General features: G+C 42.6%; 6 protein-coding genes. 4 read left to right on the top strand and 2 right to left on the bottom strand.

The window, feature by feature from the left end:
• Positions 1 to 183 precede the first annotated feature (183 nt).
• Together AOC03_RS10785 and AOC03_RS10780 are read right to left on the bottom strand one after the other, a co-directional pair.
• Complete coding sequence (locus tag AOC03_RS10785) at positions 184 to 5,142, bottom strand: translocation/assembly module TamB domain-containing protein (protein ID WP_062536748.1); 4,959 nt, start codon at positions 5,140 to 5,142, stop codon at positions 184 to 186.
• Between the two features lie 188 nt (positions 5,143 to 5,330).
• Entirely contained in the window at positions 5,331 to 8,705 is a 3,375-nt protein-coding gene (locus AOC03_RS10780) for an autotransporter assembly complex protein TamA (protein WP_062535885.1), read from the bottom strand.
• Positions 8,706 to 9,114: 409 nt separating this feature from the next.
• On the opposite strand from AOC03_RS10780, the gene AOC03_RS10775 reads away from it, so the two are divergent.
• The 4 genes from AOC03_RS10775 (at position 9,115) to AOC03_RS10760 (ending at position 15,366) form a co-directional block, all read left to right on the top strand.
• Entirely contained in the window at positions 9,115 to 10,437 is a 1,323-nt protein-coding gene (locus tag AOC03_RS10775) for an MFS transporter (RefSeq protein WP_062535883.1), read from the top strand.
• Positions 10,438 to 10,623: 186 nt separating this feature from the next.
• Entirely contained in the window at positions 10,624 to 11,262 is a 639-nt protein-coding gene (gene coq7 / locus AOC03_RS10770) for a 2-polyprenyl-3-methyl-6-methoxy-1,4-benzoquinone monooxygenase (RefSeq protein ID WP_062536744.1), read from the top strand.
• A 192-nt stretch (positions 11,263 to 11,454) separates the two neighbouring features.
• On the top strand, positions 11,455 to 12,579 hold the full coding sequence (locus tag AOC03_RS10765) for a hypothetical protein (protein ID WP_062535881.1): 1,125 nt from the start codon (positions 11,455 to 11,457) through the stop codon (positions 12,577 to 12,579).
• Between the two features lie 282 nt (positions 12,580 to 12,861).
• Positions 12,862 to 15,366, top strand: coding sequence for an esterase/lipase family protein (locus AOC03_RS10760; RefSeq protein WP_062535879.1), 2,505 nt, complete (start codon positions 12,862 to 12,864; stop codon positions 15,364 to 15,366).
• The last annotated feature ends 621 nt before the right edge of the window (positions 15,367 to 15,987 follow it).

Raw genomic sequence — 15,987 nt, 5'->3', positions numbered from 1 at the left:
GCTCCATTACTATTTTCTGTATTACCGTTTACTGTAAAACTAACAATATTCTCATAATAGTAAGCAAAAAAAACGCCTTTGATAAGGCGTTTTTTATTGGATAACACTCCTAATATTTTTTAAGCGAGTATTTCTTAAATTGATACCTTTTTAAATTGATACCTATTTTAAAATAGCACCTTTTTAAAACTGCCAACTATATACCACGTCAACGGCATTTTCCGCAGCGGACGTTGCTTCGACATAAATACGGCGCGTGAGCTGATAACGAATCGACAAGCTATTTTGCGCATTAAAAACACCAACACCGTAGCGAATATACAAATCAGGAGTCACGTAACCCGTAACATTAACGTTGGTATCTTCACTGTTACCGGACGCATCAACGGTTAGGCTTTGTAGCCCAAGCGCTTGCCCAATTTGATTGGTGAGCGTGCGCGTGCCACTCAGACCAAAGCTCAAACCCGCTGCCGCTAAGTTATTAGTGACTTCAGACTTAAAGCCTTGTTCACTAATTTGCGTCGCACCAGTATTATTAATACGACCGGTAACCAAGGCGTTCATCGCCTGCTGCTGTGTGAGTCCAGCATTGTTAAAGACGACAATGTTGGGGTTCTCCGTATTGCCTTTGACCCGTAAACCCACCGTTTTTCCGCTAATAGTTTTGACCGCTTCAATACTCAAATTAGGCTTCATCACGTCGCCATTAAAGCGCACTTGCCCATAATTAAGCTCGAGACTTTGCCCAAAGACGTTGATATTGGTACGACGTGATACTTGAATCACACCTTTTGCACGCATCACACCGCTACCGTTTTGGGTAACATTCAATGCGCCTGCCAATGGAATCACTGCGCCAAAGCCACGGAAGTTAATATCATCACCTAAGTCGATACCGACATCGGCATTGATAGACCATGGTTTTGATATCGCTAATACTTCATCGATATTACCAATCAAACGTCTATCGAGAACCACCGCGTCTCCCGTTTGAGTAATGATATCATTGCTCGCCTCTGGTGGACGGATAGTCGCTGAAGGCACACTGATTGCACCTTCAATATTGACATAACGGTCGCCTGGACGCACGATGATGTCAATATCAGGATTAATCTCTGCCAACAATAAGGGTGGCTGCGTCAATACCAAACGATCGCCAATGATACTTAACTTAGCTTGCAGCTTTTGTTGCCAGTTGACTGTGCCTGTCAGCGTGCCTTTACCCGTACCACTATTAAACTTACCATCAATGATTGCTTCAGTACCCCGAATTTTGGCGTCAGCATTGATCCTGCGCAGATTTATCGGTAAATCTAGCATGGCAATACGCCCATTAATAAGCTTCACATCACCGTAAAACTGTGGCTTATCAAGCGTTCCACCCAGTCCACCTGCCATCGTGATATTACCCTCAAGTACCCGCATTCCTGGGAAGAAGGGTTTAAATATGGCTAAGTTCAGCTCATTGAGCACCAGTGCTCCTGAAATTGGCTTTGGCGTTTTGTACGGATCAACGATGACCTCTGCATAACCACGCGCACCGCCACCCGTATTGATATCCGTACGTAGTTTTAATCCTTCAGGAACGGACAACGCAATCAGAGACACGCGCTTGTACGGCAAGATAACTGGGTCAGCGTCGCCATCTTGAATCAGACCAATTTTACCGTTATCTGAGTATAATGTGGTGTTAATGGTCGGTGGCTTGCCACGTTGCCAACCTACAATCGCTCTGCCATCAATTTTGCCGTGCCAATCAATATCTTTAGGTAAGAATACCGCAAATAGCGAGCTATCTAGTTTTTGTACGGCAAGGTTTACTTGTCCACTCGCCGCGGAAGCGATAAGATTTTCACGCAGACATAACTTACCTGTTTGGTCTTCGGCTTGCCAACAATGCGCGGCGAGCTGTACTTTTACATCACTCTCTTTACCTTGATTTTGTGGCAGATTGACAATTAACTGTGCCGGTTGTAACTGGTTCAAAGTGGCATATTTAGACTGCACACGCCCTTTACCAATGATACCAGACCAGCTAACATTTTCACGGTTAAAGCCACCTTTTAGCATGGCTGATACTTCGAGTTTCTCATTAGTCACATCAAGGTTTAGTGTATGCGCCTGTTCTGTACCGTCAAACAACGCAGTGACATTTTTAAAGCTTTGTCCGGCGACATCTAAGCCTTCAGCACTCACAATCAACTGACTTGGACTATTAGCAAGATTGACCACCTTGCCACTGATACGACCTTGACGCAGAATAAAGCCGGGTAACGAGATGCGCTCACCAATCAAGTCAATATAGACAGTCGGTAACGCCTGCCCTACGGGTTGCGTTAAGGTGGCACCGCCAGTGACTTTACCGCTTAGCTTATCCGATAGCTGATCCAGACTGGTAATATTAATCTTCGTCTGTAACTGCCGCGCATTACCATTGGCAGTAACGTAATTATCACCCCAACGTATCACTAAATCATCGGCATTTAAGCTTTCTATTAAAGCGTTGACTTGCTTATATTGCGCTTGTGCATCTTGCGCTTGCAGACGTTTGAAGTAGCTTGCTAAGTCTTCCGGTAAATGTAGTTTGGCGTCTAGACTGCCTTTGGCGCTTAAGGGTTGACCTTTTAGTATGCCACTTAAATTAATTTGTTTTAAGTTGATAGTTTGCTGTTCTTTTGTCCAACGTCCATCACTATTTACCGAGCCTGTAATAACACTCGGGGTATCTTTTAAGAAGTAGCCGAGATTAAAGCGATCCATCTCAGCGCTGATATCCCATGCGATACCTTGGCGTAAATCGACTGACCCTTTAGCATCGATACTGCCGGCTGCACCCACATGGCGGAAGCGGTTAATACGAATCAGCTTATCATCACCGCTGGCATCAATGGTTAATTTACCCACGGGCAATTGATCGGCATCTAATATACCTTCGAAATCCACCGCAAATTGTTGTAATTTACCGGCTGCTTTTGGATTGTTTTGAGGTGCAGGCTGCCACTCGCCGCTGGTGGTCAAATCGCCAGTTAAAATCGCGGCATTGTTAGGTAAGAAGTAGCCTAGATTAAACTTATCAAAGCGTCCATCAACCGTCCAACCGATATTTTTACGTAAATCGAGCGCCCCTTTTGCATTGACCGTACCGGCTTCACCCGCATAATTTAATTTGCGAATACTGATAAGCTCAGGCGTACCAGCGGCGTCTATCGACAGACGACCTTTAGGCACATCTTTGGTATCAATATTACCGTCAAAGCGCGCATCAAAGACCGATAATGTACCACCGATGATATCCACGCTCGCATCGCCACCACCAGTAATACCAATAGCACGGCTATCTTGTGAGGCATCTAGCTGCGCTTTTAAATCGGTGTTATTAAAGGTGAAAATATGGCGTTGACCTTTGACACTGTTTTTGCTGATATTCAGCATTTTCCCACTCGCGTTGATACGTCCAGTCAGACGTTCAAGCGGCAAGTCGCTACGATATTGTTTTGGTAGCAAGCCGTTGGTGCGTGCATCTATCTGCCATGTTAATGGACGTTGTTTGCTTGCTAGCTGAATCTGACCGCTACCCGCTAAATCACCCACAATCCCTTTATAGTTCAGTTTACTGATATCAATAACGTCGCCCGCTTTGCGCACGCTTACGTCATAGTTGCCTTTGGGGGCGACATTGAGCTCATTAATCTCTGCTTTGGCATCAACGGATAAACGCGAGCCACGAACAATGATACTTGCCTGCCCACTTGGGCTGTCGACGTTACCAATATCTGGTAGTTGCTTGCGGATAATATTTTGCCAAGTGGCATCGACATACCAAGGCGCAGGTTGCTTTGACTTTGCTGACGTTTTACCCTGTATAATTTTGGCATTAACATGCTCACCGTCACGCTGACGTAAATCAGCATTGAGCTGTAGGTTGCCCGTAGGATTTTTTTGTTGATAATGAACGGACAAATCACCATTCAGCTGTTGCGGGGCATATACTTTATAGTCAGCATAGTCCTCAGGAATGACACGGCGAATATCAAAGTCGGTAGCAGTCGCCGATATTTTGGCATCAAAGCTATTTTTCCAATCCAATACCCCTTGCGCAAACAAACGCCCAGCAGGAACATTCGCATTCAAGTGCTCGATACGCAGCTGACTATCAGCAATCACAGCGCGTCCACGATAATTTCCCGAGGGAATATCTTTGGCGGTCAGGTCAGTATTAATACGCAAACGAATTTCTGAGATGACACCATCGGCGGTTAACGTGCCATCTTTTACATGGATTTTTTGCGCATCAGCATACGGTATAACGATATCGTCCCATTGCAATTTGGCATGGAACGGTGCGCCTTCATCAAGCCCTTGTACGACAATATCACCGCGCACATCACCTTCATTATAACGGCTACGCACTTTACCAACCGTACGTTTTAGGCTGCCTGTCGCGGTGATATCTAGCGGGTCAATATAGACTTTCTCTAAGGCACTGACTTCAGCGATTGCGGTAAAATCAAGCGGATAATCGCCTTGTAAGTCAATATTACCTTTTAAGGCGGTGACTTTGACAATATCACCATAATGTAAATTTCCGCGACCCACGGTAACTAGACTGTCTACCCACGTTAAATCACGCGTTTTAATATCATGAATAACAATCGGCTCTTTGGTGACTTGCGTATAAACAATGGTCTTTATTTTAGCTTGATCAAAACGTAAACTGACTGGCAGCTTAAGGGTTTTATAATCGTACGGCTCATCTGTTGGTGGCTTTTTATTAATAATTTCAATACGCTGAATATCAGCATCACGCAGATGTACTTCTTTAGCAAAAATGGCTCGCCAGCCAATTTTTACATAAGCTTTATCGACTAAGACTTCTAGCTCATCATTCACCTTAATATCAATATCAGTAACCCACAGACCATCGCGCAGATTACCAGTACCATACTTAAGGTTAATGCCTGTTTCTGCACTAATCTTATCTAAAATAAACTTAGTACCTGAATTAGTACCCGCCATATAAAAGAATATCGCGAACATAATCGCTAGTACGATAAGAATCAGCACCAATAATTTGAGCACAAAAGACAGTGGATACCAACGACGTACCGCGCGTGCATCTCTTTGTGCTGGATCTTCAAGCATTGGATCTTGAGAAGGCTCTTCAGGCGGCGGGGTCTGATTATTCAATGGGGAACTCAACTGATTTAAAAAGGTTCAGTAACGATCTAGGATTTATTTTATCGTAGACCGTTACAATTGGCGCAATATATAGATATTGTTACGGGTTATCGAGCTTAGCATTTACTGATTTACTTATAAAGACTAGTTGCTTATAAAGGCGAGCCAATAAAGAAGTGTAGTCTAATGGGAATATCCTCTTCTGTCACGCCAGCCGCCACATCGACGCGCACCACGCCCACAGGAGACGCCCAACGGATACCAACGCCCACCCCGACTTTGGTATCGGTATTAAAGTCTTTATCATAGGCATTACCCACATCGCTAAATACCGCACCGCGAAAACCGGGTTTAAATTCATAGTTATATTCTGCACTGCCAACAGCGAGTATTTGCCCGCCTGTGAGATAGCCTTTATCTATCGCGGATAAACTATTGTAGTCGTAGCCACGAATACTTTGATCACCGCCGGCAAAAAATCGCAATTTATAAGGCACATCATAGAAATCATCCGCCCAAATATAACCCCCATTTAGACTGCCAAGCACTTGATGTTTCTTATCCTCACCAAAGCTATAAATACCGCTCACCCCAGCTCTCACAATCGCTAAATCGGTGTCGCTAAATGCCTTATTTGCCCCTGCTTCGATACCATAATACTGGCGATAACCGCGTGTTGGATTGGCTACATTATCAACGGTTGTTTTACTAATGCCATAACCGAACAATAATGCTTGCTGTTTGGGATTGGAAGAAACAAAGCGTACGGGTAAGTCGTCTAAATCAGCGTCATCAACACCAGTTTCCAGTTGATCTAGACGATAACGCACAAAGTAGCTGCTATCCCAGCCATTTTCACGATGAATATTGCGTGCCAGCGCTGCTTTTAAAGTTTTAGTCGATAAGTCAAAGTTACCTTTACCTTGGTCGATCGTTTCTTCTTCATAGGTCAGACGCGCCTCTAACTTATCGTTAAGCGGATGATTCCATGGGCGACTACCATAAATCGTGGCATTTTTATTAATCCGCGATACCGCCACTTCAGCGCCTGCTTGATAGCCTTGACGATTGATTAAATTATAGTCAATCTTTCCGGTCGCGCGTACACCGGTATCAGTCCCATAACCAATACCAACTTGGGCATCACGGGGCTTATCAGCGTAGACGAATACATATAGCGGTATTTTTTTACTGGCTTGCACTTGCTCAGGCGTTTTCCGACCTGCAAGGGTAGGAGAAACAAAGTCCTCATCTGCAATCAATAGCTTTTCATCAGGGAATATTTTTTTAGCAACGTTACTGATTGAATCGCTGATTTTACCTAAAATACTGTCTGTTTCTCGGGTCTTTTCGTCAAGTACTCTGTCATTGGGCAGACGACTTAAACGATCCGCTTTTTGTTTAATAGCCGCCAGCTTTTCGTACGTTTCTTCGTCCACTTCAAAATCAATAGGCGCAATATCTGCTGCGTTAACGGTAGCGCCGCTATTGGCATTAATATTGTCATCAGCAGCCACGCCATTATCAGAACGTACACTGGCAGTGCTGATATTGTTGTCAGTACTTGCATTGCTAATATTTGTCGCATTAAGCGCATTATCGCTATTTACATCACTATCTATACCGCTGTTAGAGGTATTATCAAATGCTAAGGTACTGGTTGCGCTAAGATCATCCGGCGGCACGATGGTTTCAACGTTAACGGTATTAAAGTAGCGGGTCGCAGACAAGTCATTACTGAACTTAGCAATATCAGGACGGTAAAATGGATCACCCGCTTTAAAGTTATAGAGCTGGCGCAATAAAGACAACTCAACCGGTAGTTTATCGGGGTCTTGGGTTAAGGTACCCGATTCTTTATCATAAGTAAAAAATACCACATCATCGAATTGGTAACGATCACCCGTGTTATAAACCAAAGATACGTCAGCGGTATTATCAGGTAAGATAATATCAACGGATTTATTCAGCCAATATTGATCAAAATAACCGTAAGTATCACTTAAAGATTCAAGTGCTGCTTTACTGTCTTTATAAATGCCATGATTAAATATATCACCCTCTTTTGGTGGCAGGTTTTGCTCAAGTGCCTTAAATTCTGCCTGCTCACTACCCTCACCGCGTATATTAACAATACGGCTGTCAACGCGCACCGGTTCGCCAAGCTTTTCGATAATCACTTCAATCGTATCGCTGCTAGGTTGACGTAAGCGTAAAGTGATGTCGTAGTAACCAACGGCTTTTGCAGCATCGAGGGCGGTTTGGCGCAAGCGTGGTAAGGCGGCGGTAAAATCAACAACCGACTGTACCGTGGTATCATCAAGTGCCGCTTTAATATTATTTATCGGCTGAATATCGTTGTCAGCTTTGATCAGTTTGGGTGTGCCATTGGCGGCACTGACAGCAGCATCTTGCTGTAAATAAATGATCGTTTTGATGTGTGGTAAACCCATATAACCGCCATTAAATAAGCGATTGTAGGTACGTTTAATAAAACCACCGTTATCACGAGCACGCAGTGCCGGCTTAGCGCCTTGCTGCATACTTTCGGCAACTGCTTGTGTCTCTGCTGTCTCTTCATAACTGGGCAGATAATCTTCGGGATTTAAGGCATCTACTGATTTATTAGCATTATCCGCTCCAGTGAGCAATTCAGAGTTTTGCGTAGCATCTTGCTGAGCTAACGTTTGCTTAGGATTGGCTTGCTGATTGATATCGGTGCTTGCATCAACACGCCCACTACTGACCGCATCGCTCACATTAATAGGTCGCGCCATGATTTCAGCATTCTCAGTACGCGTCTTCGCGCTGTCTCCAAATCCAAGGGTTTCAAGATTGGTCGGTGCAGGCAAAGTGGCAGCATCTAAGCTCACGTCTAAGCCAATAGGTGTTGCACGCCCATTTAACGTTGCCACTGGCGCATCAAAACCACTATTATTACGGTTATTAAGATTGTTACGGTTACTTTGATTGTTCGCAGCATTGACAGCTGCCAGCTCGCGCTCAATTTGCTCAGGAGTCATCATTTGATAACCTTGCTGCTGTACGCTTGCTACTTGCTGCCGCAAATTATCATTGGACGTGCTAGATGATTTACCGTTAATACCGTTATTTGGATTTGAGATTTTCTTAGATTCATTTTTGGACGAATTGTTAGGCGGTTTCTTAGGATTAATGCCTAAGTTTTGCTTGCTATACTCTTCTAAGACTGATTGATCAATAGTACCTTGTTCAACCGCCTTTTTTAAACGTAGCGCATCTAATGCGGTATCAAGCTGAGCGTCAGACAATGCCGTATTATTAGTGCTATTAGCAGTATTATTGGTTTCGGCAGCCATCGCAGGCGCAATACCGAAACCAACCAAGCTACTGGTCAGCGCAGTAAATAACGCAGTGCGACCAAAATAAATGCGTGATTGGGCATCGCCTTTTTGTTCACATTCGCTAAGCCACTCATTTTGGCTAGAGTCTTGATTAAGGTGCAAGCCTGATAACTTGCAAGCTGGACTTAAAGGCTGACGGCTCATGACTACTTATTTCCTATCACCTCACACGGCACAATGATACTGACGACAGTTGTTATTAATAAATAGTCATTAATAGATAGTTATTAATAACAACTATCGTCAAAACGTCTGCTACTAACTAAACAATATCAAAATTTACCGGCGAATAAACTTATGGCACGTGGTTAAAACAGACACGTAAAATTTACGAAGCATAACTGAGTTAATTATTAAATCATAGTATCTGGCGTATGTATTTCTAGCAAAGCCTTGCTATTATACGGTCTAATATTTATTAAACCTATCCTAAAATTTGATAAGTTTTTGATAAAATTAACAATAATCCATAATAATAGTTATAAACCTTACCTTTACTTTGCGTATTTCATCTGTTTTTTACCTTAAACGCTGTCCGCTTGTAGGAGCCCTCATGGCAAACCAGTTTCAACTATTCAAGCGTCGCCGTTTTAGCGCCATGTTTTTTACCCAATTTTTGGGTGCGTTCAATGATAATATTTTTAAGCAAGCACTGATATTAGTGTTGACCTATACCGCTGCCAGTCAGTTGGGAGTAGAAGTTAGTATTTTGAATAACTTAGCAGCGATGCTGTTTATTCTGCCCTATTTTTTGTTTTCGGCATTAGCCGGACAAATCGCTGATAAATATGAAAAATCTAAGCTGACACAAATCACAAAACTGCTTGAGCTGTCAATTATGGTGATTGCAGCCGTGGGCTTTGTATTCGAGTGGTACGCGCTATTATTTGTCGCGTTATTTTTAATGGGCACACAATCTACCTTTTTTGGTCCGATTAAATATGCCTATTTACCACAAGCCATGAAAGGTGAAGAATTAGTCGGTGCCAACGGTCTATTCCAAATGGGCACGTCACTGGCGATTTTACTGGGTATGATTATTGCGGGTGTGTTGACGCAGCTACCACAGTCGTTATATTGGATTAGCGCGGTGGTATTAATAGTGGCAATATTAGGTTACGTGTCAGCGCGGTCTATTCCCAATATGCCAGCGATGCAGCCAGATATTAAGATTAATTGGAATATTTTTACCACCAGTATCGCTACTGTACGCTATTTATACTCGCTACCGTTTTTATACTTTATCATTTTGGGTAACAGCTGGTTTTGGTTTTATGGAGCGACATTTTTGACCCAGACCCCAGAGTTTAGTAAAGTTATCTTACATGGCGATGAGTCAGTGGTAATTTTTCTACTGACGTTATTCTCGGTAGGCGTGTCTATTGGTTCACTACTATGCAAAACCTTAACCAAAAATCAGGTCAGTTTACGTTTACTACCGTTTGGTATTGCAGGCTTGAGTATTTTTGCGATTGACTTGTATTTCTCGTTGTCGGGACTTTCGATTGACATGAGTCAAGAAAAGTTATTAGGCGTTGGTGAGTTGTTTCATGTAGCAGGTAGTTGGCGCGTTTTTGCGGACTTATTCTTTTTAGGGTTTAGTGGTGGCTTATATATTGTGCCTCTATATGCCTCAATGCAGGCATATGCACCCAAAAGTCATCGCGCACGCATCGTTGGCGCCAACAATATTTTTAATGCCATTTTTATGGTCAGTTCTGCCATTTTTGCGATTGTTTTATTGAATAGTTTAAAACTGTCCCTGCCGCAATTATTCTTAATCACCGGTGTGCTTAATATTATCTTTGGAATATTTTTATTTCTTAAGTTAAATAAGCATATTAAACAGGCGATGATACAAACGCATGATGAGTAACTTTAATGCAGGAATATTAAATTTAAAACAACGAATATCAGCATGACATTCAGTTACAGACGTGTCAGTTAAATGGAAGTTATGCTGACAATTTTCATGCCAATATTAAAGATTGTTTGCTATAGTAGAACAAAATCGCATCTATCATTGCATCAATATTGCCTTAATCTGGAGCTATTTATGGCGCTGCGTTCCTTAACCAAAATGGATCATGTATTGCTTGGCGTTGATAAGGCGCTGCGAGCAATGGTTCCCCATTCAAATCCAAGTACGCGCCCACTTCCGGTCAGTAATGATACGATACCTAAACTGAATATCACCGAGGCGCGCCATGTTGCAGGATTGATGCGTATCAATCATACAGGCGAAGTTTGTGCACAAGGGCTGTATCATGGGCAGGCATTTAGCGCCAAAGACAATGACGTTAAGCAAGCGATGCAACAATCAGCACAAGAAGAAGTCGATCATTTGGTATGGTGTGAGACCCGTTTAAGCGAGCTTGGTAGTCATCCCAGTATCTTTACGCCGCTATGGTATGGCATGTCGTTTGGGCTTGGGGCAATAGCGGGCGCCATCTCTAACGAATTTAGCTTGGGTTTTGTCGCTGAGACTGAAGCGCAGGTCAGCGAACATCTCCAAGATCATATTGGGCTACTCCCTGCGCAAGATATACGCTCTAAAGAGATATTGGCGCAAATGGATATTGAGGAGCTGCATCATCGCGAGCTTGCGCTTGAAAACGGTGGTATCGCATTGTCTGCACCTGTTCGCCATACGATGCGTTGGATGGCAAATTGTATGAAAGCTACCGCCTATCACTTATAATTTATATTATATAAAGTTTCATTGAACCATTATTAGCCAGTTTACTGCTGATATTTAACACTCAGGCTACTGAGAAGTATCATTGTTAATTTACTGGGATAATAAAAATTTGTACGATTTTTCATCTGTTTTTCATTATTACACCATAATAGAAAATAGACGATATATTTCTTAACTAAGGTAACTATTTTTATGACTACAACCAGCCAACCCACTCCATTTAAAAAGTCGCATAAGTTTGCGACTATGACCGCATTAGCAGCCGCATGTTCTATGATGCTAACTGTCCCTGCTCTAGCGGCAACCACTACACCAGAAGCAACGGTAACAAGTAGCGTACCAAGCGCTGTTGACTCAACTAAACGTGTCGTTCGTCGTGCAACACCACCTACCACGGCAGTGAACGAGACCGCAAACACGGCTGAGGCAGTTGACGAAGCCACTGCACCATCTTACGCAGCACCACAGGTTGATACACCGGTCAACGTTGCGCAAGTGGCTAAACTTAGACCGTTACCTATAGTAACAGCCTATAAACCGACCTCTTCTGCTCCAATGCAAACACCAGCAGCCAATACGTACCAACCTGCTCCTACAACCAACGCTGGTGCCAATACTGGAAGCAATATCAGTGGCGTTCAACTGGCCAATATTCCAACACCGCAAGCGCAAATTTCAAACATAAGCTTTGTACCAACCGTCATAATCGCGCAAAAACGTGGCTCTGACACTGAAAAATTAGATGTAAGTTTACTTGATGACTTTATCAAAGAAGTTTCGCCTAATGCACGCCATTATCCGCCAAACTTCCCTACCCGCACGCAACGCCATAATGCTCGTGAAAAAATCAAAGTATTAACCGATTGGATCGACCCTTATGCTCGTGCGCCTGAAGCGTCTTACGACATATTGCTACGTGCCGCTAAGCTTAATGGTATGGGTCGTAATTTAGATTTGGGAACAGAATACACCGTACGTGGTGGTCAGTATATTGACCGTGCGATTAAGAATAATCCAAATAGTGCTGAGGCAAACTTCATATTCGGTATGATGTTGTCAGAAGGTGGTGGTTTTAAAGAAGGGCAAAAATATCTCGATCGCGCAGTAGCACTTGGCTATACCGAAGCGGAACAAAGCTTGGCGCAGTCAGATTTATTGAGTGACCGTCGCAGTCAAGCATTAGACCGTTTGCGTCGTCTTGAAAAGCAAGTACCTGACAATGCGGTCATTCGCCAACAAATTAAGCTGGTTGAAGATGGTAAATACTATATTTGGGACTTGTCATCGTCTGATGCCTATGCTAAACCCTCTATGTAGAAGTTAAATAATACAAGCTCAATACTTATTTTTAACATTGCACCATAGTTAAGAATAAGGCTCAAGCGTGAACATTTTATGTTGATACCATGTCAATATAAAGTGTTCGCGCTTTTTTGTGCTTATGGTAATAATAGCGCCATATACTAGCAGTCAAAATATCCATACTTTGAGTGGTAAATAATAAGAACGATAATGTCTTAATGAAAAATAAGCTACACTGATTCCTATATATTATTGCTACCTTTATTAATAATGACCTATTACCTGTTGAGATTATCTATGGCACTTGTCCGCCGTGTTGCCACTGCAACAGTATCTACTGCTAAAAAGCCAACCTTTAACGCTGCTCTAATGACATTAGTGGTTACTATAATGATGCTTACGGCATGTAGTACCGTTTCAGTGAATAAGCAAGCATCGTCTAAAACCATCGCGGCACAGCGCGGTAATATCGTGACGGGCAATAATCTCAGTAGCGATACGGCATCGACATTATTGTCGGCAGGTCTTGATGAGCAAGCATGTTTGCAGCAGTTTGATTTGTGCTTAGATCAGCTGACGGATAGCCTGCTCAATGAGCACTATCGCTCCGCACTGGCTATCTTTTCTGAGCTGCACTACGCTAAAGCAAAACAGCTGGCAAAATCGCCAGACTGCCGTAATGCACTCACGCGTCCACCGCTTGACCCTTATTATGCCAATGCCGCGTTGAGCAAATCACAAACGGATACGCAACGACAAAATACCAATACCTGCCTAACCAATTATCAGGCACGGCTATTTGACGCCATCAAATCCAGTTATACCTATCTATTTTATGACCAATTAGACCATGACTTTGAAGGCGCGGAGACCGAAGAAGCCAAGGCACGCCACCCAAACCGCATTCCAACCGACCTTGATATCCAAACCCAAGACATCTATAACGCTGCCAGTAACGATGTGATTACCCAATTATATCAATCCACGAATAACGCGAATACGATGTTAGGAGATACTGAGAATATTAAGATTGATTATTTGCCGACCTTAGCGACACTGGACAGTAGCAATCAAGCTGCTATTGCTAATAATACACCGCTACGTGGCAAACCCACCGACCAAATTAGAGTCATGAAAATGCAAGTGGATGATTATGGTCTCAATATCTATTTGCCCAATGAAAACAACTATCTACAAAACGCTCACAAGCAAGCCTCTGCCCTTGCCGATTTGGTCTCAACTTATGAGCTACGTTTATCCGGACTTAACTCAATCAGTAAACGCCCCGGCTTAGGCATAAGCTTAGTCGCCTCACTTGACGACCGTTATACCACCACAATTCGCCAATTATTAGTATCGTCGCTCTCTGGAAAATTAACAAAAGCGGCAAGCAATGGCAGTATGGATGATAGCGAGACTAGCGCGCGCATTTATCCGACAGGGCACTTATTAATGACTGGTCTGATTATTCCTGCCGGTGACAGCGTACTTGATGTACTCGGCAGCGAAGAACTTAATATCCACCTCTATAATCCCTACCGTAGCGAAAGCGTGAGTATTTTGGGCGATGATTACCCACTTGCTGCCAACTTCTCTGCCGGTTACGGGCTATGGTTAGCAGAAAATCAGCTTGATGGCGTGGGTTACTTAAACTTATTGACGCGCCGACAAGAAGCCAGTTTGCCCAAATTATTTATGTTAGAACCGTACGATCCTGATAAACGTGTCATCATTATGATACATGGTCTAGCGTCAAGCCCTGCAACTTGGGTCAATTTAACCAACGATATTTTTAATGATGACAAGCTGCGCGATAACTACCAAGTATGGCAAATTTTTTATCCTACTAATTTACCTATTTTAGAAAACCGCTATCAAATCCAAAAATTACTAACCGCCACTTATCAACAAACAGATCCTAGCGGGCAACATCGTGCCAGCAAAAACAGCGTGATTATTAGCCACAGCATGGGCGCAGTCATTGCACGCATGATGCTATCTGATGATAATTTAGCCAAAAATTTAAATGCTCTCGACAATAAAGATTTACTACCTAATACCAATAAACGCCAAATTAACGACTCTCTCAAACAAGCTTTTGGTAATCAAGAATTGGGCATGCGCTTTAAGTTACAAACCTTGCCACAAGTCGATACCGCCGTATTTTTATCCGCGCCCTTTCGAGGTACAGACTATGCGGATCGTTGGTTTACGCGTGCTATTCGCCGCGTCATCTATTTACCCTTGAGTGTGATTAAAACCGTTACCGATAACTTGGCAACCATCGCCACCCAAGGCGACTTGGCGAATAACCCATTAGGGGCGCTATACCTGCAAAATGGTGCGAGTCAATTGAGCGATAAATCGTCATTTATTCAGCTGACTAAAAATATTACCATTAACAAACGAATTACCTTTCATTCAATTATCGCTAATAACGACTCAGATATTACTCAAGGGCTTGCACAAATGCAGCCCAATGGCGCGAAGATTGACTTATCCCAAGCCTTACCTGAACAAGATAAAAACGCCATTTCTACCTCAATACAGTCTGATACAGATGAAAGGACGACGCTAGCCAATGAACCTCTCGTTGCCGCGGTTACTGTGAATGAGGACATTAGCCAAGCGCTCACTGAGCGTTTATCTGATGGGATTGTGCCGTATACCAGTGCCCACCTCGATGGCGCAGCGTCAGAAACTGTAATCAGCGGCGGTCATAGTATTCAAGCCAATCCACAAACCATTCTGACCTTACGTCGTATTTTGCACAAACAACTACAACAACAAACCTCACCGTAATTTAATCTCGCAAATAACGTGTAAGCGTTACTAAATTAACCTTACTAATCTTTTATTTCTGAATATCTGAGCATAAAAGATTGATAAGGTTATATTCCCCATAATCCCCTAGTGGAAAGTTACAAACACTCGCAAAAGCAAACATCTCGAAACAAAACAGACTGATATGAGTATTACAATATTACTCATGCTTCACGAATATTGTTTTAGATATTATCTTAAACCGTACCTCTTAAACATAAATGGTGCGTTCAAAACCAATTTTAAATACAACATAAATTTAAGAAACTATTCAAATCTTAACAAAGACGATACAGTGAGTATGTTTTTAGATTGATAAATATACTTAAACAATACTCAATATATTATTCACTAATTATTTTTATTTCAATAAAGAAAAATATCTCGAATGATGACTGATAGGTGTTAATTGTTTATTAACGTAGCTTGCGTGTACACATAGGGTGGCGCATAATATATTTACTTCAAATTGAAGCCTATTTTGATTTTAAAAATAAATGTTTGATGGTTTATATGGATATAGATTATTCAATTTAGCTAAATAGTCGGTCACCTAATCGCCTTTAGCTAACCCACATTTACAGCTAAATAACTGGCTAT

Origin of the sequence: Psychrobacter urativorans, assembly GCF_001298525.1 — a bacterium.
GTDB classification, from domain to species: Bacteria; Pseudomonadota; Gammaproteobacteria; order Pseudomonadales; family Moraxellaceae; genus Psychrobacter; species Psychrobacter urativorans_A.
The sequence above is the reverse complement of the archived record's forward strand: the minus strand, read 5'-3'. Positions and strand labels throughout refer to the sequence as shown.

Excerpts from the sequence above, each read along its gene's own strand:
- AOC03_RS10785 (WP_062536748.1), bottom strand. The coding sequence starts at position 5,142 with ATGCTTGAAGATCCAGCACAAAGAGATGCACGCGCGGTACGTCGTTGG.
- AOC03_RS10780 (WP_062535885.1), bottom strand. The coding sequence starts at position 8,705 with ATGAGCCGTCAGCCTTTAAGTCCAGCTTGCAAGTTATCAGGCTTGCAC.
- AOC03_RS10775 (WP_062535883.1), top strand. The coding sequence starts at position 9,115 with ATGGCAAACCAGTTTCAACTATTCAAGCGTCGCCGTTTTAGCGCCATG.
- AOC03_RS10765 (WP_062535881.1), top strand. The coding sequence starts at position 11,455 with ATGACTACAACCAGCCAACCCACTCCATTTAAAAAGTCGCATAAGTTT.
- AOC03_RS10760 (WP_062535879.1), top strand. The coding sequence starts at position 12,862 with ATGGCACTTGTCCGCCGTGTTGCCACTGCAACAGTATCTACTGCTAAA.